Genomic DNA, 19,776 nt, shown 5'->3' on the forward strand with positions numbered 1-19,776 from the left:
CAAGGACAGGCCGGTCGACGGACGGAGCTGCCATGCCGCTTGCCTTGTGCGCCTCGTCGCACTCGCCGCTGATCGGCCTGCACGATCCGGCGGCGGACGTCGTGCGCGAAGTGCGCGAACAACTAGCCGGAGCCAGGGCTTTCGTGGAAGCCTTCGATCCCGAACTCGTGCTCGTCTTCGCCCCCGACCATTACAACGGATTCCTGTACGACCTGATGCCGTCGTTCTGCGTCGGTGCAGCAGCGGCATCCGTGGGTGACTACGGCCTGCCGAGCGGGCCGCTCCCGGTGGACCGCGACGCCGCCTATGCGATCGCGCGGCATGCTCTCGATTCGGGTGTCGACGTCGCGTTGTCCGAAGCGATGCAGGTCGACCACGGTTTCGTCCAGCCCCTGCTCTTCCTGTTCGGGTCGGTGGACGAGATCCCGCCCGTGGTTCCGGTGTTCGTCAACTGTGTGGCCGAGCCGCTCGGCCCGGCGAGCCGAGCCCGTCTGCTGGGGGAGGCGGCAGGGCGGGTCCTGGGGGAATCCGGGAAGAGAGTACTCGTCGTCGGGTCCGGTGGTCTCTCGCACGATCCGCCTGTTCCGCGGCTGGAGGGTGCGACTCCGGAGGTCGCCGCGCGGATCACGCACGGGCGCAACCCGACTGCAGAGCAACGGCGGGAGCGGGAGTCTCGTACCGTGGCCGCCGCCGGGGCGTTCGCTGCGGGATCGGCGGACTTCCACGACCTCAATCCGGAGTGGGATGCCCTGGTGCTCGATGCGTTCGAGTCGGGCGACATCGCCGCGTTCGACGAGAAGCCGAACGACTGGTTCACCGGGGAGGCCGGCCGCTCCGCTCACGAGATCCGTACCTGGATCGCGGCTTACGCGGCCCTGTCCACGCAGGGTTCCTACGAGATGACCAGCCGGTACTACCGGCCGATCAAGGAATGGTTCGCCGGGTTCGCCGTCACCACGGCAATGCAGAAGGAGGCTGGTGCGCGATGACGATGTGGGACGACCTCGGCTCGGTGGCTCATACGATCGAGTACCGCGAGATCGACGGATGGCGAACCCGTGTGCTGCGGGCGGGATCCGGGCCTGCGCTGGTGCTCATGCACGGCACGGGAGGTCACCTGGAGGCCTACTCGCGCAACATACCGGCGCTCGCCGAGCACTTCTCCGTCGTCGCCTACGACTTCCCGGGGCAGGGCTACACGACTCCGGCCGATCGCGACCTCGAACTCGACGCCTACGTCGACCATCTCGCCGCGTTGCTCGATGATCTCGGTCTGGAGCGGGCGCACCTGTGCGGCGAGTCGCTCGGCGGCTGGGTAGCGATCAAATTCGCTGTCGCGCATCCTGATCGGCTGCGCCGGATCGTGCTCAACACACCCGGGGGAACCATGGCAGCCCCCGAGGTGATGGCGCGGATCCGGGACCTGAGTCAGGCCGCCGCCGACGAACCGACCCACGAGCGCATCCGGGCGCGTCTCGAGTGGCTCATGGCCGATCCCGCCAGTGTCACAGACGAACTTGTCGGGTGTCGCCGGGCGATCTATTCGCAGCCGGGGTTTGCGGAGTCGATGCGCCACGTCCTGTGTCTGCAGGATCCCGAGGTGCGCCGGCGCAACATGGTGACCGACGCCGACCTGGCGGCGGTGACGGTGCCGGTGCTGGTGATCTGGACCAGCAACGACCCGTCCGGACCCGCTGCGGCCGGGATGGACATGGCCGACAAACTGCCGGACGGGCAGTTCCTCTTCATCGACGGCGCGGGGCACTGGCCCCAGTGGGAGCAGCGGGAGACCTGCGACAAGGCCGTGATCGGGTTCCTGTGCGACGACGCGGGACGGTGAGTCTCGTACGCCAGACGCTCAGGCGTCGAGTATCGCTCGGGCGATTTCCTCTGCGGCCCGTACGACTTCCGGTGAGGCTGCGGTCAGCTGCTCCTCGCGGTGGCTCATGAGAGTGAGGCACGCGGTGGGGTGCGAGTTCGCGATGGGCGCCGCGACCGCGTAGACACCGGATTCGATTTCGCCCGCGCTCGTGGCGTATCCGCGTCGGCGCGCCTCGGTGACGGCCTCGGGTTCGTCGGGCAGCGCCGGGCCGGCCGACAGGAGGGCGTAGGCGGCCGCTCCGCGATCCAGCGTCGTGCGCATCCCGGCGCGGAAGGAGATGTGCTGGGGGACGGTGACCGGCTCGACGACCTCGATGGAGACGGCTTCGTCCCGCTCGGCGACGAACAGGTGGACGGTGCATCCGGCATGGTCGGCGAGACGCCGCATCACCGGGGTGGCGATCTCGCGCAACGCCGGCAGATAGGCTGTCGAGAGCGAGGCCAGACGTGAGCCGGGGCGGTACACGCCGTCCGAGCCGGGTGTCACGAATCCGAAGTCGCGTAGCGTCTGCAGGATTCGGTACGCGATCGAACGGTGGACTCCGAGCTCTGCGGCAAGCTGCTGAACGGTCATGCCGGTGGGTGAATCCACCACCGCGAGCAGTGCGGTGAGTCCGCGAGCCAGCGTCTGGCTTCCGACCTGGGGCTGGGGCCGGGAGCGTGCGTCGGAAGTCGTCATGCCGGACCGGACCCGGTCGAGACACAGCCGCGCATGTGCGAATAAAGCAACATGCAATTCATTATATACACCATTCCCTCTCCGCCTGTTGACACGGTTACCTCGCGTTCGCCATAGTCTGTGTGTATATAGAAGCGGCACGTTCGATAATTACTACACTCATCCAGGGGGCGACGTGACCGACGCTCGAGAACGATCCGCCGCGGTGCCTGCCGCCGTCGACGTCCTCGTTGTGGGGGCCGGGCCCGTCGGGCTCACCCTGGCGAACATCCTGGGAGCGCGAGGGCTGCAGGTTCTCGTCGTCGAAGAGCGGGACGTGCTCATCGACTACCCGCGTGGCGTCGGTCTGGACGACGAGTCCATGCGCGCGTTCCAGAGCATCGGACTGGCGAAACATGTTGAACGACACCTGATCCCGAATCAAATCCTGAGGTTCGTCAACGGCAGGGGTGAGCTTCTCGCGGAGATGGCGCCGAGTGAAGCGCAGTTCGGCTGGCCGCGGCGCAACGGATTCGTCCAGCCGCTCGTGGATGCAGAACTCCTGGACGGACTTCGGCGCTTCGCCACCGTCGAGGTGTGCTGGTCCACCTCGATGCAGACCATGCGGGAGGTGGACGACGGTGTCGTGGTCGAACTCCTCGAGGATGATCGTCCGCGCCGGGTGTGCGCGCGATACGTGGTCGGCTGCGACGGTGGCCGGAGCCGCACCCGACGGATCATCGGCACGTCGTTCGACGGCGTCACATCAGCCACGCGCTGGCTCGTCGTGGACCTCGCCCACGACCCCATCGGTTCACCGAACAGCTATGTCGGTGCCGACCCGGTGCGGCCCTACGCCTCCATCTCGATCGCCCACGGCATCCGGCGCTTCGAATTCATGCTGATGGACGACGAGTCCGACACCGAGGTCGACGATCTCGGATTCGTGCGGAAGCTCCTGGGCCGGCATATCCCGCGCCCGGAGGACGCCGAGATCATCGCGTACCGCATCTACACCCACCACTCGCGGATCGCGGGGGAGTTCGGTCGCGGACGCATCTTCCTCGCGGGCGACGCGGCGCATCTGATGCCGGTCTGGCAGGGGCAGGGATACAACAGCGGCGTGCGCGACGCCGTGAACCTCGGCTGGAAGCTCGCGGCGGTGTGTTCGGGTCAGGCCGAATCCGATCTGCTGAAGACCTACGACGAAGAGCGACGGGGCCACGCACGAGCGATGATCGACCTGTCCACCATGGTCGGACGGGTGATCTCGGTGCGGAACGAGCGCCTCGCCTGGCTCCGCGACAGGGTGCTCCGCTCGGCGTCCGTGCTCCCCACGCTGAAGCGATACATCCTGGAGATGCGGTTCAAGCCGATGCCGCGGTACGAGACCGGCGCCGTCGTCCCTCGCCCCGGCAAGACCTCGCCGGTAGGACGGATGTTCATCCAGCCCGAGGTGGTCACCGAGAACGGGCGGTGCCTGCTCGACGAGGCGCTCGGGAACTGGTTCGCGGTGCTCTGCTGGAACAACGACCCCACCGCGGTCCTCGACAAACGCAGCGTCGAGGCGTGGCGCGCGATCGGCGCCCGACTCGTCGCCGTTGTGCCGGCAGCTCAGATCGGGCAGACCTCGTACGGCGACGACGTGACCGTGGTCGGCGACCCGGGGCAGTTGAAGAAGTGGTTCGACGCCCACAGCGAATCCGTCCTCTTCCTGCGACCGGACCGCTTCGTGGCCGCTGCCGGCATCGCCCAGGATGCCGGTCTGCTGTCGGCGCAACTGCTGAGCGTTCTGGGAATGGAGAAGTACCTGGTGGACGACGTTTCGGACGCGGCAGCAGGCTGACGGCCGGAACTTTCACCGCACCTGACGGGTGCCGTTCTCCGCCTGACGATTTCGGCGGATCGACCAACTGTCTGCGCGGCCGGGTGTGAGGATGCTCGAGACGGTCGCGCTTCCGGCTCGCGGCCGACCGGAACAGCAGCATCACCGGACCACAAGAGGAGCAAGAGGATGTCGAAGAGCGAACCTCCGTCGGCAGAGGAAATCGTCCGCTACGAGAAGGACCCGGCAACGAAGATCGCGACGATCACGTTCGATCGACCGGACCGGCTGAACGCGCCGACGGTCGAGGCGCGCCTGCGGTATGCCGACCTGCTGCACCGAGCGAACATCGACGACGATGTGAAGGTGCTGGTGGTGCGGGGCGAGGGGGACGATTTCGGAAGTGGAGTCGATTTGCCGGACTTCATGGAAGGCGTCGAGAACGGGGACTCCGCCGAGCGGCTCAAGGAGTTCAAGATCGACGACCCCGATGTCGTTTATCCGCCGAAGGATTCGTACCGGAACATGGGTAACTACGGACCGTGGTTCGCCAATGCTCGGTCCGGTTGCCGGAGTCTGCAGGAGTTCAGCAAGATCAGCATCGTGGAGGTCAAGGGGTACTGCTACGGGTGGCACTTCTATCAGGCCGCCGACGCCGACCTCGTGATCGCCTCCGACGACGCGCTGTTCGGGCATGCCGCGTTCCGCTATGTGGGCTGGGGACCGCGCATGTGGACCTGGGCGATGACGATGGGGATCCGGCGCTTCCAGGAGATGGTGTTCACCGGGCGGCCGTTCACCGCCGACGAGATGTACGAGTGCGGGTTCCTCAACAAGGTCGTGACCCGCGACCGTCTCGAGTCCGAGGTGCAGACGTACGCCCAGGCGTGCGCGCGCAACCGTCCGACGGACACGGTGGTCATCCAGAAGATGTTCTTCCAGATGATGAAACAGCATCAGGGGGAGTACATGGGAAGTCTGCTCACCGGCATGGTCGAGTCGATGGGGCGGCTGGTCCGTCCGGACGAGCACGAGTTCCATCTCAATTCCGCGATGATGGAGGCGGGACTGACCACATCGGTCAAGGCCAACGACGAGAACTTCCCTCCGGAGTTCCGGCTCAGCAAGGCCGCCCGGAAGCGGCCCTAGTTTTCGGTTGTGTCTGTTTCGGTTGCGTCGAACGTTCTGCGCAGTGCGGCGTGGACGTCATCGAGAAATCGCCGGGTCTGTGGCGTGCGGGGTTGGGCGACGAATCCGCCGTGGATCACCCCGGGGTAGACGTGGAGTTCGACCGGGACCCCGGCACGGGACAACTGTGCGGCGTAGAGCAGATTGGAGTCGAGCAGCGCGTCCACGTCGCCGATACCGATGAATGCGGGTGCTACGCCGCGCAATTCGCTGGGCCTCGCCCGTCCGGGTACGGCCGTTGCCGGTGGTGTCGCGCCGTCGAGCCCGCCGAGATAGGCCTGCCACGTGAGGCGCTCGGCCTCGAGCCGCCACAGACCCCAATGACCGGCGCCGCCCTCGAGTGCCCGGACGGATCCGTGCTCACGGTCGTCGAGCATGGGATAGACCAGGAGCTGGAGCGCGGGCTGGGGCAGGTCCTTCTGGACGAGGCGGATACACAGCGCGGTGGCGAGCCCCGCGCCGGCGCTCGCGCCGCCGATGACCAGTCTGTTCGGGTCCACTCCGAGGGCGTCGGCGTTGTCGAGGATGTGGCGCCAGACGGTTTCGGCATCGTCGAGTCCGGCCGGGTAGGGATTTTCGGGTGCCAGGCGATAGTCGACGGATACGACGGCGCATCCGAGTTCGGCAGCCATGCGATCGAGGCGGTCGTCGTTCTCGGCGAGGCTGCCCATGATGTAGGCGCCGCCGTGGAAGTAGATCAACGCCGGGAGTTGCCCCGTGGCCGCGCGAGGCCGGTACCACCGGACGGGCACACCGGGCCGTCCGTCCGTACCCGGGACGACGTCGTCGACGCGTGCGACGTGCTTGCTCACCGGGGTCGGAGGTGGGGTGACCTTGGAATAGCCGGCGCGGATGGTCTCGATGTCGGTGGTGTCCCATCGGGTCAGGAGGTCGAGCCGGGCGAGTGTCGCCGGCTCGACCCGGCGGTGGACCGCGATGGCCGGTTCCATCGGACCCCGGACCGCGGGAAGTGCCCCGAGCGAGGCGCGCAGGCTCGCCGCTGTCCGGGCGGCCTCCGAGGTGGGCGTGAATGCCTGGGCGAGAACGGGGGGTTCCTTCCGGACCCTCACCCGTTCCGCGAGTTCGGTGGCGAGGAGTTCGGACCCCGGGGCCCCGAGTACTCCGATGCGGCCCGGATCGGCACCGAAGGTGTCGGTGGCCACCGAACGAGCCCACTGCAGGGCGCGATCGCAGTCGTCGAGTGCGCTGCCGGGACGGGTGCGGACCTCGACGATCACGAGTCCTTCGTCGGCGAGCTTCCGGTACACGTCCGCGAAATCGGCTGTGCCGTCGAGGAGGACGAGTGCCAGGTGCGCGGTGTCCTCCGGAAACGCTGCCGCCCGGCTCGGCGCGAAGCTGCGGACGGTCAGTCCTGCCCCCACGTCGTGGGAGTCGCAGTCCGCCACCTCGACCTCCGAATCAAATAATGAACACCGAGATTCGAAAAATACACAGAAACGGTAACCGACGGCGTGGTACCCCACAAGGCTCCCGGCCGGAGCCTTGACGACGACCTAGCCTCCCGACAGAATGTGTGTATATAGAATCGTACCGTTCGTTAATTACAACATCCTGGGTCGTGTGACGGTGAAGGAGCCGGAACTGATGACGGACGCTCGGCACAGCACAGCCGGTGAGATCGATGTTGCAGACGCGGGAGAAGTCTTCGCCGCCTGGCTCACGGAGTTCGCTGCCGCGCTCGGCACGGGCTCGGAGGTCGAGCTCGAAGCATGCCTCCATCCCGATGCCACCTGGCGCGACTTCATGGCCTTCCCGTGGGACTTCCACCACGCTGTCGGCCGTGAGCAGTCGGCTGCGCGGCTGACCGAACTGGCGAAGGAATGGAGCGCGTCGGGATTCTCCGTGAGTGCCGAGCAGGAACCCTTCGTCTCCGGCGACGACATCATGGGATTCTTCGACTTCACGACCAGCGACCGGATCAACCGCGGATTCGCCCGGCTCGTGCGTGACGGCTCTCGATTCGTCGCCTTCACCCTGCAGACCCAGGTCGTGTCGCTTGCGGCGTTTCCGGAGCGGACTCGTCACCGCCGCCCCGAGGGCAAGGTCTACGGCGTCGTCCCGGGCCGCACCCGCTGGGCCGACGACCGGAACGAGGAATCGTCCTTCGAAAACTGCGACCCCGCAGTCCTCGTGCTCGGCGCCGGCCACAATGGCCTCGCGCTGGCGGCGCGCCTCGGTGCGCTCGACGTTCCGACGCTGGTGATCGACCGCGAGGCACGCATCGGCGACACCTGGCGCAAGCGTTACGCGTCGCTCGCGCTGCACAGCACTGTCTACGGCGACCACCTGCCCTATCTCCCGCTGCCCGTGACGTGGCCGGCGCACACCCCGAAGGACAAATTCGCGAACTGGCTCGAGACGTACGCGACCACGCTCGACCTCAACGTGTGGACCAGCACGACGTTCCTGGGTGGCCACTACGACGAGGCCACGGAACGGTGGACGATCCGCGTGCAGATGGGCGACGGCTCGATCCGCGAGCTGCACCCGCGCCACTTCATCGTGGCGGGAGGCATGTTCGGCGCGCCGCGGATCCCCGAGATCGCGGGACTCCAGGAGTACCGCGGTGTCGCGGTGCACTCCGACGAATTCCAGGACGGTGCCTGCTACGCAGGCAAGAAGGTCCTCGTCGTCGGGTCCGGGGTCAGCGGCCACGAAATCGCCCACGATCTCTGGGAACACGACGCCGACGTCACGATGGTGCAGCGCACGTCGACCTACGTTGTGACCTATCCGACCTACCACAGGTTCTGGTCGACACTGTTCACCGAGGACATGACGCTGTCGCCGGACTTCGCGGACCAGATGACCTACGCCCTCCCCAACGAACGGGTGGACGAGCTCAACAAGGAACTCGTGCAGCTGGCCAAGGAAGCCGACAGCGAACTTCTGAATGCACTCGAAGCCCGTGGGTTCAAGCTCAATTGGGGCCCGGACGGCACGGGCATCATCGGTGCGCACATGTCGGGCAAGGACAGCTATCAGATCGACATCGGGGCCTCCCAGCTGATCGCCGACGGGCGGATCCACCTGAAGCAGGGCGTCGAACTGAAGGAGATCAAGGACGGCACAACGGTTGTGTTCACCGACGGGTCGGAGATGCACGACGTCGCCCTGATCGTCTTCGCGACCGGTTACCACCAGTTCTGGGGTCATATCGGGCCGGTCCTCGGTTCGGCGGCCGCCAAGATCGACAAAGCCTACGGTCGTGCAGCCGACGGTGAGTACGCGAACACCTGGCGCCGTTCGGCCCAGCCGGGACTCTGGTTCGGCACCGGATTCATCCGCATGGCGCGCTTCTACTCTCGCTTCACGGCGCTGTTGATCAAGGCGATCGAGGAAGGCATCGAGCCGGTGGATCCGGAGAGCCGCGCGAGGTAGTCCATCCTGCCCGGGCTCGATGGGCCCGGGCAGGCGGTGACCCGGGTCTACCTGTTGCGCAGGACGTTTCGCTGGATCTTGCCGGTCATCGTCTTGGGGAGCGCGTCGAGTACGTGGACCTCGCGGGGTCGCTTGTACGCGGCGAGGCGGTCGCCGGCGAATGCGATCAGTTCGTCGGGCTCGGCGGTACCGCCCTCGCGAAGTGCGACGTATGCGACGACCGCCTCGCCACGGTAGTCGTCGGGCGCACCCACGACCGCCGCCTCGAGGACCGAAGGATGTTCGCACAACGCGTCTTCGACCTCGCGCGGCCACACCTTGTACCCGGACGTGTTGATCTGATCCTTGATCCGGTCGACGAGATAGACCCATCCCTCGTCGTCGATGACGGCGACGTCGCCGGTGTGCAGGTGCCCACCCGGAAGTGTTCTCGCCGTTGCCTCTTCGTTCTGCCAGTAGCCGGGGATCACCTGCGGTGCGGTGACGACGAGTTCGCCTTCCTCGCCCGGGGACTGGCGCCGTCCCTGCGCGTCGACCGTGAAGACCTCGACACCTCGCGTGGGCACTCCGACCGAGAGCGTTCCACTGGGACCGTGGACGGGAGCGGCGACACCCGGTGGCACCGCGATACCTCCGCCGGTCGTCTCTGTCATGCCCCAGATGTTGTGCAGGTAGACGCCGAACCGATCGCGGAAGGCCTCGATCGTCGCCGGTGGGATCGGCGCGCCACCGGAGTAGACGAACTTGGCGCTCGCGAAATGGTCGGCGCCGGCGTCGGGGACGCCGAAGAACGCGTTGAAAGCGGTGATGGACCCCACGGTCGTGGTGACCCCGTGCTCGCGGAACAGGTCGAGCACCACCGACGCCTCGAACCGTCCGCCCATGCTCAACGTCGCGTCGTTCAGCAGCGCGATCCCGGCGTTGAGCGAGAGCCCGGTGATGTGGAACATCGGAGCGATCGCGTAGGACACGTCGCCGGGGGCCAGCCGGACCCACTCGCTGTAACCCGCGACCGAGCAGAGGAAATTGCGATGGGTGTTGAGGGCGCCCTTGGGCGGACCCGTCGTGCCCGAGGTGTAGGTGATGAAGGCGATGTCGTCGAGGTTCCGCTCGGCCGGATCCGGCCGTTGTCCGCGTCGTTCGACCAGGACGGTGGCCAGATCGCCGTCGGGAGAGGGCGCAGGATCGGGCTCGGTGAACACGCGAGAGTCGTTGCGGGTCTGGAAATCCCGTGAGGACGCCGAGATCAGCCATCGCACGTGTGTCCCGGACAGGGCACTGCGCGTCGCGGCATCGGTGCCGCGGGTGACGACGATCCCGGTCGTGCCCGAGTCCTCGATCAGCCGGCGCAGTTCCTCGCCCCGATACATCGGGTTGAGCGGCACCGCGATCGCTCCGGCCTTCCACACCGCCAGCAGTGTCAGCGGGTAGTACGGGATGTTCTGCAGGTAGATCCCGATCCGGTCGTCGGGGCGCACGCCCCGCGCCTGCAGTTCGGCGGCCAGCGCGTCGGAGTGCGCGTCGAGGGTCGCGGCATCGATGGTGCCGTCGAAGTAGCGGATCGCCGCGCGGTTCGGACCGGCGGCGACCCGCGCGCGCCACGCGTCGACTATCGAGGTGTACACACTCACTCCTTCTCCCCACCGACTGCGTGCCGCCCGGCGATCCAGGCGAACGTCATGCCGGGACCGAGTGTGCCACCGGGACCGCCGTAGGAGGCGCCGGTCGGGGAAGAGACGTTGCCGGCCGCGTACAACCCGGTGATGACGTTGCCGTCCAGATCGATCACCTGGGCATGCTCGTTCACCTTGGGCCCGCCCTTCGTGCCGATGACACCGCTCGTCAGCTCCATGGCGTAGAACGGCCCGTCCGTGATCGGACCGAGCGTGCCCTCGATGCTGCCCTTCTTGTACGGGTCGCCCCACCACCGGTCGTGGGCGCTCTCACCCCGCGCGAATTGCGGGTCCTTCCCGGCGGCGACATTCTTGTTCCACTGCTCGACCGTGCGCTCGAGCTCGTCTCCCGGAATTCCGAGTGCCAGCGCGAGATCGCGCAGTGTGGGGCCCTCCACCAGCCACGGAGGAGTGGTGCCCGTGTAGGGGCGGCCCGCCGATCCGTAGGTGGTCAGATAGGTGTGGTCGAAGATCAGCCACGCGGGCAGGTTGGCATAGCGGAACGCGGTGACGTCCTCCTGATGGAAGGCCCCCACGACGGCGTTGTAGCTCACGGCCTCGTTGGTGAAGCGCCGGCCGGTCCGGTTCACCATGATGCTGCGTGGCCTCGTGCGGTCACCGTTGATCATCTCGAGGTTCATCGCGTTGATGCCCTCGGGCAGTTCGGTGATGGGAATCCACCAGGCTTCACGCATGTTCTGGAGCGCGGCGCCGGCACGCATGGCCATGCGCAGGCCGTCGCCGGTGTTGGTGGGGATCGACGCGGGCTTCGTCACGTGGCCGCGGAGGAAAGCGGCGCGATACTCCTCGTTCCACTCGAATCCGCCGGTGGCGAGGATGACGGCGCGCGATGCATGGATCGTCCGCCGACCCTCGGCGGTGTCGACGACGACGCCCCGCGCCCGGCCGTTCTCGACCACGAGATCGTGCGCGGGCGTCGACACCCGGACCTCGACGCCCGCCCCGAGGCAGGCGTCGAGGAGTGCTCCGACCAGTCCTCCGCCCATGCCGCGCAGGTCTTCCGCGTCGCGGCGGGCGAGTTCCTCGTCGGACGGCGGTTTGGGAACCGCGCAGCCGATCGCGGTTTCGTCCATCCGCAGATGTGTGGAGTAGTAGGGGCTCACCTCGACCCGGTCCCGCCACTCGCCCAGCTTCGCGAAGGGTAACAGTTCCTGCCCGAGCGTTCGGCCACCTTCGGGCTTGCCACCGGGATTCGACGGGTGGTAGTCGGGCAGTCCGGGGACGGCGAAGAAGCGGATTCCGCCGTCCTCGCCGAGGCAGCGCACCATCTTCGGTCCGGCGTCGACGAAGGCTTGTGCGAGGCGTTCGTCGAGAATGCCGCGCCCGAGCGACATCAGGTAGGCCATCGCCTCGTCGGCGCTGTCCTGCACGCCGATGTCCTTCATGTACGGGTTGTTCGGGATCCAGACGTGACCTCCCGACCAGGCGCTCGTCCCGCCGACCCGATCGTTCTTCTCGAGGACGACGACGCGAGCACCTTCGCGGGCCGCGGTGAACGCGGCTGTCAGCCCGGCGGCGCCGCTGCCGAGGACGATGACGTCGTACGTTTCGGATTCGGGCATTCCGGTCCTCCGGTTCGCGCGATGCTTGTGACTCGGTGTGATGCTGATTACCATAACCGTCGTGCACTAATAGAGTAAGTCTGTTCTATATATACAACGTGCATTGGCTCGTCAGGGGTGGGCGACCGCGGCAAACGGATCGGGGGACGGGTGCAGATTCAGGACACGTACGACGTGGTCGTTCTCGGGTCGGGACTCGCCGGCCTCACCGCAGCGCTGGCCGCGGCGCTCGAGGGTGCCGACGTCGCCCTGCTGGAGAAGGCCGAACTGGTCGGTGGCACGACCGCGCTGTCGGGCGCGGGGATCTGGATCCCGGGCAACCCGATCGCGGCCGAGAAGGGCATCGAGGACTCCCTGGAGGAAGGGGCCGCCTACCTGGCGAGCCTCTCCAACGGGATGATCCTCCCGGAGTTGGCCGAGGCGCTGATCTCCGGTGGCCCCCGGTTCGTCGACTTCCTGCACGAGCACACCGATCTGCGTCTCCAACTCGTCGAGGGGTACCCCGACTATCACCCCGAGCATCCCGGTGGAAAGCCGGGAGGCGGCCGGACTCTCGAGCCGGGCCTCTTCTCCTTCGCCGGGATGGAGGAGTGGATCGACCGCATCGGCGGCGACATCCAGCGCATCGTGCTGACCGAGATGCCCCTGGGCGGTGGGACGGGTGTCGTCGCACCCGAAGTCCTCGCCGCCCGCGCGGAAGCCGCACAAGAAGGCCTGGGTCGCGCGCTCGTCGGTGGCGTGTTGAAAGCGTGTCTCGCGCAAGGGGTCCGGGTCGAGACCCGGTGCCGGGCGCTGCGCCTGTGCACCGTCGAGAACCGAGTCGTCGGGGTCGAGGTCGAGACGGACGACGGGATGCGAACGGTCGGAGCTCGCGCGGTGGTGCTCGCGACGGGAGGGTTCGAGTACGACCCGGACCTGGTCCGCGATTTCCTGCGCGGACCGCTGACGCGCCCCATCGGCGCGCCGACGAACACCGGCGACGGCCTGCGGATGGCCATGCGGGTCGGAGCTCGCCTCGGCAACATGCGCGAAGCGTGGTGGTCGCCGATGGTGCCGTGTCCGGGTACTCGGCGCGACGGGGTGCCGGCGGCGATGCTGTCCTCGCGTGAGCGTGCGCTGCCCGGGTCGATCATGGTCAACCGCTACGGCCGGCGCTTCGCCAACGAGGCGGCGAACTACAACGCATTCGGCGGCGCCTTCCACCATCTCGACGAGTCGAAACTCGACTATCCGAACCTTCCGGCGTACATGATCTTCGATCAGTCCACGGTCGATCGGTTCGGCGTGTTCGGCGGCCGCCCGGGGGCACCGGTCCCAGACTGGGTCGAAAGCGCGCCCACGCTGGACGCGCTGGCCGCGGCCCTGGGGTTGCCGGTCGACGCGGTGTCGAGTTCGGTCGCACGTTTCAACGAGTACGCGGAGCAGGGCGTGGACCCGGACTTCTCCCGGGGAAGCAGTGCGTTCGATCGATTCCCCGGCGGGCGGATGAGCGATCCCGATTCGCCTCACGCAACACTCGGTCCGGTCCGGACGGCACCGTTCTACGCGGTCGAGGTCGTGAGCTCTGCGCTGGGCACGAAGGGCGGGCCCCGCACGGACACCGAGGGGCGGGTCGTCGATGTCGACGGCGCGGTCATCGCGGGGTTGTACGCCGCCGGCAATGTCATGGCCAACCCGAGCGGGATGGTCTACGGCGGTGCCGGTGCCACCCTCGCGGTCGCCGGGATCTGGGGGATGAGAGCGGGACGGGCGGCGGTCGCCGATTGTGTCCACGTGTCGGAATTACATTGTTGAAAGAGAACTTTCGCGTCACTTCCCATCCGAAGGGCGACCCATGGTGAACCGGCGGTATCTGCATCTCAACCTGGTCGGCAACGACATCAATCTCCATTTCGGAGCCCCCGCGTACGAACAGCGGCACCGCGCCGACACGGCACTCACCGACCCGTTCGAACGGCTCATGGCCTACGGGCGGCTCGGCGACGAGGGACTCTTCACCGCGGTCTTCCTCGGCGACGTGCCCGGCATGCCGAGCTCACCGGCCTTCGACGGGGGACCCGCCGAGCCGATCACCGCGCTGAGCGCGATGGCCCGCGAGACCACGCACGTCGGTCTCATCGCCACCGCCTCGACGACGTTCTACGACCCGTACACCCTCGCTCGCCTCATCGCGTCGCTCGACCAGGCGTCCGACGGCCGCGCCGGGCTGAACGCGGTCACGACCGTGGGTGACGCGCATGCGCTGAACTACAGCCGGGACGGTCACCCCGATCGGGAGATCAGATATCGCCGAGCCATGGAATTTCTCGACGTGACCGCGGCCCTGTGGGCGAATCGTGAGGTGCGGCGCGATCCGGACGGGGTGACGCGGTACTACGCCACTCCGATCGACCACAAGGGTGAATCCTTCAGTGTCCGAGGCCCTTTGAACGTCGCGCCGAGCCGGCAGGGCCGTCCGCTGGTCGCTCAGGCCGGCGGGTCGGGACCGGGTATCAAAGTCGCGGCCCGGCATGCGGACATGGTGTTCACGGCCGCCACCACCCGGGAGCGTGCGGCGCAGTACCGGGAGGACCTGGACAAGGCGCTCGCGGACGCCGGACGTCCGGCCGGAAGTGTTCCGGCGGTTCCCGGGCTCATCCCGTACATCGGGCGTACCGCGCGCGAGGCCGAGGAGAAGATGCACGCGCTGGACGAGTACGTTCCGTGGGAGAGTGTCGCGCCGAAAGCGTTGGCGCAGTTCGGGTTGGAGGTGCCGTACGACAGCGTCGACGACCGATTCCCACTCGAACTGCTGCCGAAACCGGCCGACGTCGAGGCGACCGTCAAGAGCACTTTCGGGAACTACGTCGGGCTCTACGACTGGATCGAGGCGCATCCCGGCTCAACCGTTCGCGATGTCGCAGCCCAGTCGCTCGGGCGGGGCGGGGCCCAGCACCGAAAGTTCGTCGGTTCCTACGACGACATCGTCGACGACTTCGACCGGTGGTTCACCGACGGCCACGTCGGAGGGTTCAACCTCATGTTCCCCGTCGGCCCGGCGTCGGTCCGGGAGTTCATCGACGAGGTGGTTCCGCGGCTGATCGACCGCGGGATCTGCCGGGGAACTCCCGACGAGCGACCGTTGCGGGAACGCTTCGTCGGCGGGGAGTAACGAGCATTCCGAATTCCCTTCCATGACAACCACTCCGAGTAGCGCAAGACGTGCTGAGAATCCGAAAGGAACCGACATGCCGGAGACGTTGACGCCACCGGGACCTCAACCCGAAGGCTTCGACCCGGACTGGGTGCGCGCCAAGCACGCCTACGAACGCGCCAAGCGACTGCGGCGCGACGGAGTCGAACAGTACATCGAGGTCACGGCGGACTTCTCGCACTACGAGGACGACCCCTACACCGAGCGGGTCGAGCGCGACCCCGTGAACGACGAGGTCGAGATCCTGATGATCGGCGCGGGTCTCGGCAGCCTGATCGCTGCGGCACGGATGCGTGAGGCCGGCCTCGACGGTATCCGGCTGGTCGACCGGGCCGGCGGCGTCGGCGGAACCTGGTACTGGAACCGCTATCCCGGTGTGCAGTGCGATATCGAGTCCTACATCTACATGCCGCTGCTGGAGGAGCTGAACTACATCCCCACGCAGAAGTACGCCTACGGATCCGAGATACGGGAGCACCTGACGGCGATCGCGGACAAGTACGACCTGGTGCGGGACGCGCTCTTCCACACCACCGTCAAGGAGATGGTCTGGGACGACGAGGCCGCGCGCTGGATCGTGAAGACCGATCGCGGTGACCGGATCCGCGCCCGGATCGTGGTGGTCTCACCGGGCTCGCTCACGCGACCCAAGCTGCCGGGCATCCCCGGCATCAACGAATTCGAAGGTCACACCTTCCACACCAGCCGCTGGGACTACGGCTACACCGGGGGAGACGAGAGCGGCGGGTTGACCGGGCTGCAGGACAAATCCGTAGGCCTCATCGGCACGGGTGCCACCGGTCTGCAGGTGGTGCCCCATCTCGGTCGGTGGGCCGGGAAACTCTACGTGTTCCAGCGGACTCCGAACGCCGTCGACGAACGGGGCAACAAGCCGACGGACCCGCAATGGGCAGCAAGCCTCCGGCCCGGATGGCAACGTGAGCGGATGGAGAACTTCACCCGCTACACGGCCGGGGTGGAGCATCACACCGACCTCGTCGACGACGGCTGGACCCGCGTGTCGGCCGAGGTCACCAAGACGGCGATCAAGCAGGAGATCGAGCGTCGGGGCGCACCGATGACCCCGGAGGAGATTGCCGAGTTCCTGTTCGAGGCCGACTTCAGATCCATGGAACGCGTACGGGCGCGGATCGACGCCATCGTGACCGACAAAGCCACCGCAGAAGCCCTCAAGCCCTGGTACAAGCGCCTCTGCAAGCGCGTCGGGTTCCACGACGAGTTCCTCCCCACCTTCAACCGTGACAACGTCGAGTTGGTCGACACGGACGGGCGCGGCATCCAGAGCCTCACGCGCGACGGTGTTGTCGTGGGGGATCGCGAGTACAAGGTCGACGCGCTGATCTTCGCGACCGGCTACGACGTCAGCAGCAGCTACACCCGTCGCACGGGATTCGACATCATCGGCCGGGACGGTGTTCACCTCAGCGACAAGTGGAAGAGCGGACCGCGCACCTTCCACGGCCTGCAGTCCAGCGGGTTCCCCAACTGCTTCTTCCTCGGGTACACGCAGACCGGTGTCGCGAACAACTACACGCACACCGCCGAGGAACGGGCCCGTCACCTGGTCTACCTGCTCGAGCAGCGGGTGGCGCGCGGAGCCACCACGATCGAGGCCGATCTCCGGGCGGAGGACGCCTGGGTCGCCACCATGAACGAGCTCTCCGGCCCCGGCCGTGCCTTCTACGCGGACTGCACCCCCAGCTATCTCGACAACGAGGGAGACATCGGCAATCCCGACGGCCTCGCAGCAGCGAACTACGGCGGCGGTCCGGTGCAGTTCTTCGAGCTGCTGGCCCGCTGGCGGGAAGACGGAGAGATGGACGGCGTCACGCTTCGGTGACGCCGCGGTGCCGAACCGGATCAGTTCCCGGGAGCCCGGTAACTGGTGTCCCGGTGCACGGCCTCGTCGATCTGCTCGGGCGTGAGCAGCAGGATCGGCTTCGACCTGGCCGCACCCGAACCGATGGTGCGCAGTTCCAGGGTGGCAGCGGCGATGTCGTCGGGCACCTCGCCGATCACGTACAGATCGTGGCCGCCGAGCGCGAAATGCACGGATTCGACGCTGCCGCCGACACTCTCGACCATGCTGGTGATCGCGTCGCGGCGGGCGGTACCGCCTTCGCCGAGCAACCCTTTCGCGCCTTCGCTGGTGTAGGTGACCTGCCACAGAAATTTCGGCATGGGACGGTTCTCCTCGGTTCGGGGACTGCTTCCATGTTCGGTCCGGACGCCGCGCCGCGGGGCCGTTTCGCTGCGATCGGCCCGCTCTTGCTGGCCTAGGCTCGTTGCGACACCGAGAAGATCTCATCGAAAGGGAGGGTTGCCGTGCCGAAGCCGCCGCTGCCCGATGCCGTGGCCGAATTCCTCGCCCGGCCGAACTACGCGACCATCAGCACGCTGCGTGCCGACGGCCAGCCAGTGTCCGTGCCCACCTGGTACGGCTACGAGAACGGCCGCATCCTGGTGAACATGGACGAGGGCCGCAAGCGTCTCGACCATGTGCGCAACGATCCGCGAGTGAGCCTGAGCGCGATGGACCCCGAGGACTGGATCACCCACGTGAGCGTGCAGGGCCGGGTCGTCGAGATCGTCGACGACGAGGGCCTCGTCGACATCGACCGCATCGCGCGGCACTACACCGGAAAGCCGTACTACGTGCGTGACCGCAAGCGGGTCAGCGCGTGGATCGAGATCGATCGCTGGCACGCATGGGGTCGGCTCAAGGACGCGTAGTCGTTTCGGGGCCGGGTGCCTCTCCGTTGTCTTCGCTGTCGAGCAGTAGAGCTGTCGAGCAGTAGAGCTGTCGAGCAGTAGAGAGGTACCCGGCACCCGGGCAACTCAGAGGACGCCGGCCTCCTTCGCGACCTTGCGTGCCTGGAACGCGACGGCGATCAGCAGGACGCCGAACAGGATCGCGTAGATGCCCAGCAGCCAGATCAGGCCGATGATGCCGCCGCCGGGGAAGATCAGCAGGACGATGCCGAACAGGATCGCCAGGATGCCGGCGACGAGCGACGCCACCCATCCGGACTCGGGTACCTTCCGGAACCGCAATGCGCCGACGGCCCCGGCGATTCCGAAGAAGATCGCATAGAACGCGATGATGTAGAGCAGCACGAGCGCGGTCGCCTTGGGCCATACCAGGGCCACGATGCCGGCGAGGATCGAGATGACGGCCATCGCGAGCCACCACCCCCAGCCGTCGAGGGTCCTGCGATCGCGGACCGCGTGATAGCCGAGCACGAGGCCGTCGACGATCGCGTAGATACCGAAGACGACGACGAGGGCCCACACGGTGATGCCCGGCCAGACGAGGGCGACGATGCCGAACAGCACCGCGAGGATGCCGCGGATCAGAACGATCCACCAGATCTGTTTGAAGAGTGAACGGAACGGATCACTTGGGGTGGCAGCGGCCTCGGACATGAGCACTCCTGGTTTTTGATCTTGTCTCCCGGCACAGCGTATGCCTGCTTACGGGGCGATGCGTCCCAATTGGAAGCCAACTCGCGGGCGATTTGCGGAGGTATCGTCGGGCGATGGTCCGCGCACGGGTCGGAATCTCGGGTTGGCGCTATCCCGGATGGCGCGGCGACTTCTATCCGGTGGGACTGCCCCAGCGCCTCGAGCTCGAGTACGCCGCCGAGCGGATGGGGTCGATCGAGATCAACGGCACGTTCTACAGCCTGCAGCGGAAGTCGAGCTTTGAGGACTGGCGCGACCGTACCCCGGACGATTTCGTGTTCGCGGTCAAGGGCGGCCGGTTCGTCACCCACCTCAAACGCCTCGTCGACGTCGACGAGGCGCTCGCCAACTTCTTCGCATCCGGCGTGCCCGCGCTCGGTCCCAAGCTCGGTCCGCTGCTGTGGCAACTGCCGCCGACGATGGCGTTCGAACCGGATCGGATCGCCGGCTTCTGCGCGCAACTGCCGCGCACGACACGGGCCGCTGCGGCGCTGGCGGCGCGCCACACGGACAAGGTTCCCGACGAGCGGGCGTGGACCGAAGCCGACGCCGACCGCCCTCTCCGGTACGCGATGGAAGTTCGGCATCCGACCTTCGCTTCCGCCGAGGCGGCTGCGCTGCTCCGCGAACACGACGTGGCGCTCGTCGTCGCCGACACCGCGGGCCGCTTTCCCTTCCTCACCGAGGTCACCTCGGACTTCGTGTACGTCCGCATGCACGGTGACGCCGAGCTGTACGTGAGCGGCTACGGCGACGCAGCGCTGGATCGGTGGGCCGAGCGGATCCGGGCGTGGCTCGCCGACGGCCTCGACGTGTACGTGTATTTCGACAACGACGCGAAGGGGTTCGCTCCTCACGACGCGCTCGCGCTGCAGCGCCGGCTGTGA

15 protein-coding genes and 1 pseudogene are annotated in these 19,776 nt (G+C 67.1%); 10 read left to right on the plus strand and 6 right to left on the minus strand.

Translation table 11 applies throughout. The features are described from left to right. Window positions 1-32 precede the first annotated feature (32 nt). Together ACWDUD_RS06435 and ACWDUD_RS06440 are read left to right on the plus strand one after the other, a co-directional pair. A complete protein-coding gene (locus ACWDUD_RS06435) occupies window positions 33-989 on the plus strand; it encodes a 3-carboxyethylcatechol 2,3-dioxygenase (protein WP_450108738.1) in 957 nt (318 codons plus the stop codon). Further along, entirely contained in the window at window positions 986-1,840 is an 855-nt protein-coding gene (locus tag ACWDUD_RS06440; protein ID WP_450108739.1) for an alpha/beta fold hydrolase, read from the plus strand. The genes ACWDUD_RS06435 and ACWDUD_RS06440 overlap by 4 nt, the downstream gene beginning before the upstream one ends. An 18-nt stretch (window positions 1,841-1,858) precedes the next feature. Here the strand turns inward: ACWDUD_RS06440 and ACWDUD_RS06445 are convergent, their stop codons facing one another. After that, complete coding sequence (locus ACWDUD_RS06445) at window positions 1,859-2,560, minus strand: IclR family transcriptional regulator (RefSeq protein ID WP_450108740.1); 702 nt, start codon at window positions 2,558-2,560, stop codon at window positions 1,859-1,861. 175 nt (window positions 2,561-2,735) lie between these two features. Between ACWDUD_RS06445 and mhpA the strand changes: the two are divergent. Both mhpA and ACWDUD_RS06455 read left to right on the plus strand, forming a co-directional pair. Then, a pseudogene (gene mhpA / locus ACWDUD_RS06450) lies at window positions 2,736-4,334 on the plus strand (bifunctional 3-(3-hydroxy-phenyl)propionate/3-hydroxycinnamic acid hydroxylase MhpA); the annotation flags it as partial. Window positions 4,335-4,553: 219 nt separating this feature from the next. Further along, the gene (locus ACWDUD_RS06455) at window positions 4,554-5,513 is read left to right on the plus strand and encodes an enoyl-CoA hydratase/isomerase family protein (protein ID WP_450108741.1); all 960 of its coding nucleotides are present in this window, start codon (window positions 4,554-4,556) and stop codon (window positions 5,511-5,513) included. Here the strand turns inward: ACWDUD_RS06455 and ACWDUD_RS06460 are convergent. After that, entirely contained in the window at window positions 5,510-6,958 is a 1,449-nt protein-coding gene (locus ACWDUD_RS06460; RefSeq protein ID WP_450108742.1) for an alpha/beta hydrolase fold domain-containing protein, read from the minus strand. The two genes, ACWDUD_RS06455 and ACWDUD_RS06460, sit on opposite strands and share 4 nt — an antisense overlap. A 199-nt stretch (window positions 6,959-7,157) precedes the next feature. Here ACWDUD_RS06460 and ACWDUD_RS06465 point away from each other — a divergent pair, with 199 nt between their 5' ends. Next, a complete protein-coding gene (locus ACWDUD_RS06465) occupies window positions 7,158-8,954 on the plus strand; it encodes an NAD(P)-binding domain-containing protein (RefSeq protein WP_450108743.1) in 1,797 nt (598 codons plus the stop codon). Between the two features lie 47 nt (window positions 8,955-9,001). Here ACWDUD_RS06465 and ACWDUD_RS06470 read toward each other — a convergent pair whose 3' ends face one another. Continuing rightward, a complete protein-coding gene (locus tag ACWDUD_RS06470) occupies window positions 9,002-10,585 on the minus strand; it encodes a class I adenylate-forming enzyme family protein (RefSeq protein WP_450108744.1) in 1,584 nt (527 codons plus the stop codon). Continuing rightward, window positions 10,582-12,210: an FAD-dependent oxidoreductase gene (locus ACWDUD_RS06475; RefSeq protein WP_450108745.1), complete on the minus strand. Its 1,629-nt coding sequence runs from the start codon at window positions 12,208-12,210 to the stop codon at window positions 10,582-10,584. Before ACWDUD_RS06475 ends, ACWDUD_RS06470 begins: the two co-directional genes overlap by 4 nt. Before the next feature lie 150 nt (window positions 12,211-12,360). Here ACWDUD_RS06475 and ACWDUD_RS06480 point away from each other — a divergent pair, with 150 nt between their 5' ends. The 3 genes from ACWDUD_RS06480 to ACWDUD_RS06490 all read left to right on the plus strand — a co-directional run bounded on the left by ACWDUD_RS06480 (window position 12,361) and on the right by ACWDUD_RS06490 (window position 17,264). Next, window positions 12,361-14,004, plus strand: a complete 1,644-nt coding sequence (locus tag ACWDUD_RS06480; RefSeq protein ID WP_450108746.1) for an FAD-dependent oxidoreductase — start codon at window positions 12,361-12,363, stop codon at window positions 14,002-14,004. A gap of 40 nt (window positions 14,005-14,044) precedes the next feature. Further along, on the plus strand, window positions 14,045-15,361 hold the full coding sequence (locus ACWDUD_RS06485) for an NtaA/DmoA family FMN-dependent monooxygenase (protein ID WP_450108747.1): 1,317 nt from the start codon (window positions 14,045-14,047) through the stop codon (window positions 15,359-15,361). Between the two features lie 76 nt (window positions 15,362-15,437). Beyond that, the gene (locus ACWDUD_RS06490) at window positions 15,438-17,264 is read left to right on the plus strand and encodes a flavin-containing monooxygenase (RefSeq protein WP_450108748.1); all 1,827 of its coding nucleotides are present in this window, start codon (window positions 15,438-15,440) and stop codon (window positions 17,262-17,264) included. Between the two features lie 20 nt (window positions 17,265-17,284). Here ACWDUD_RS06490 and ACWDUD_RS06495 read toward each other — a convergent pair whose 3' ends face one another. After that, window positions 17,285-17,605 carry a GYD domain-containing protein gene (locus ACWDUD_RS06495; RefSeq protein ID WP_197251101.1) on the minus strand — a complete coding sequence of 107 codons (321 nt, stop codon included), beginning with the start codon at window positions 17,603-17,605 and terminating at the stop codon, window positions 17,285-17,287. 144 nt (window positions 17,606-17,749) lie between these two features. Between ACWDUD_RS06495 and ACWDUD_RS06500 the strand changes: the two genes are divergently transcribed. After that, on the plus strand, window positions 17,750-18,157 hold the full coding sequence (locus ACWDUD_RS06500; protein WP_450108749.1) for a PPOX class F420-dependent oxidoreductase: 408 nt from the start codon (window positions 17,750-17,752) through the stop codon (window positions 18,155-18,157). A gap of 105 nt (window positions 18,158-18,262) precedes the next feature. Here the strand turns inward: ACWDUD_RS06500 and ACWDUD_RS06505 are convergent, their stop codons facing one another. Beyond that, entirely contained in the window at window positions 18,263-18,850 is a 588-nt protein-coding gene (locus ACWDUD_RS06505) for an HdeD family acid-resistance protein (protein WP_450108750.1), read from the minus strand. A 113-nt stretch (window positions 18,851-18,963) separates the two neighbouring features. Between ACWDUD_RS06505 and ACWDUD_RS06510 the strand changes: the two genes are divergently transcribed. Next, window positions 18,964-19,776: a DUF72 domain-containing protein gene (locus ACWDUD_RS06510; RefSeq protein WP_450108751.1), complete on the plus strand. Its 813-nt coding sequence runs from the start codon at window positions 18,964-18,966 to the stop codon at window positions 19,774-19,776.

It is taken from the genome of Rhodococcus sp. NPDC003382 (genome assembly GCF_053589135.1).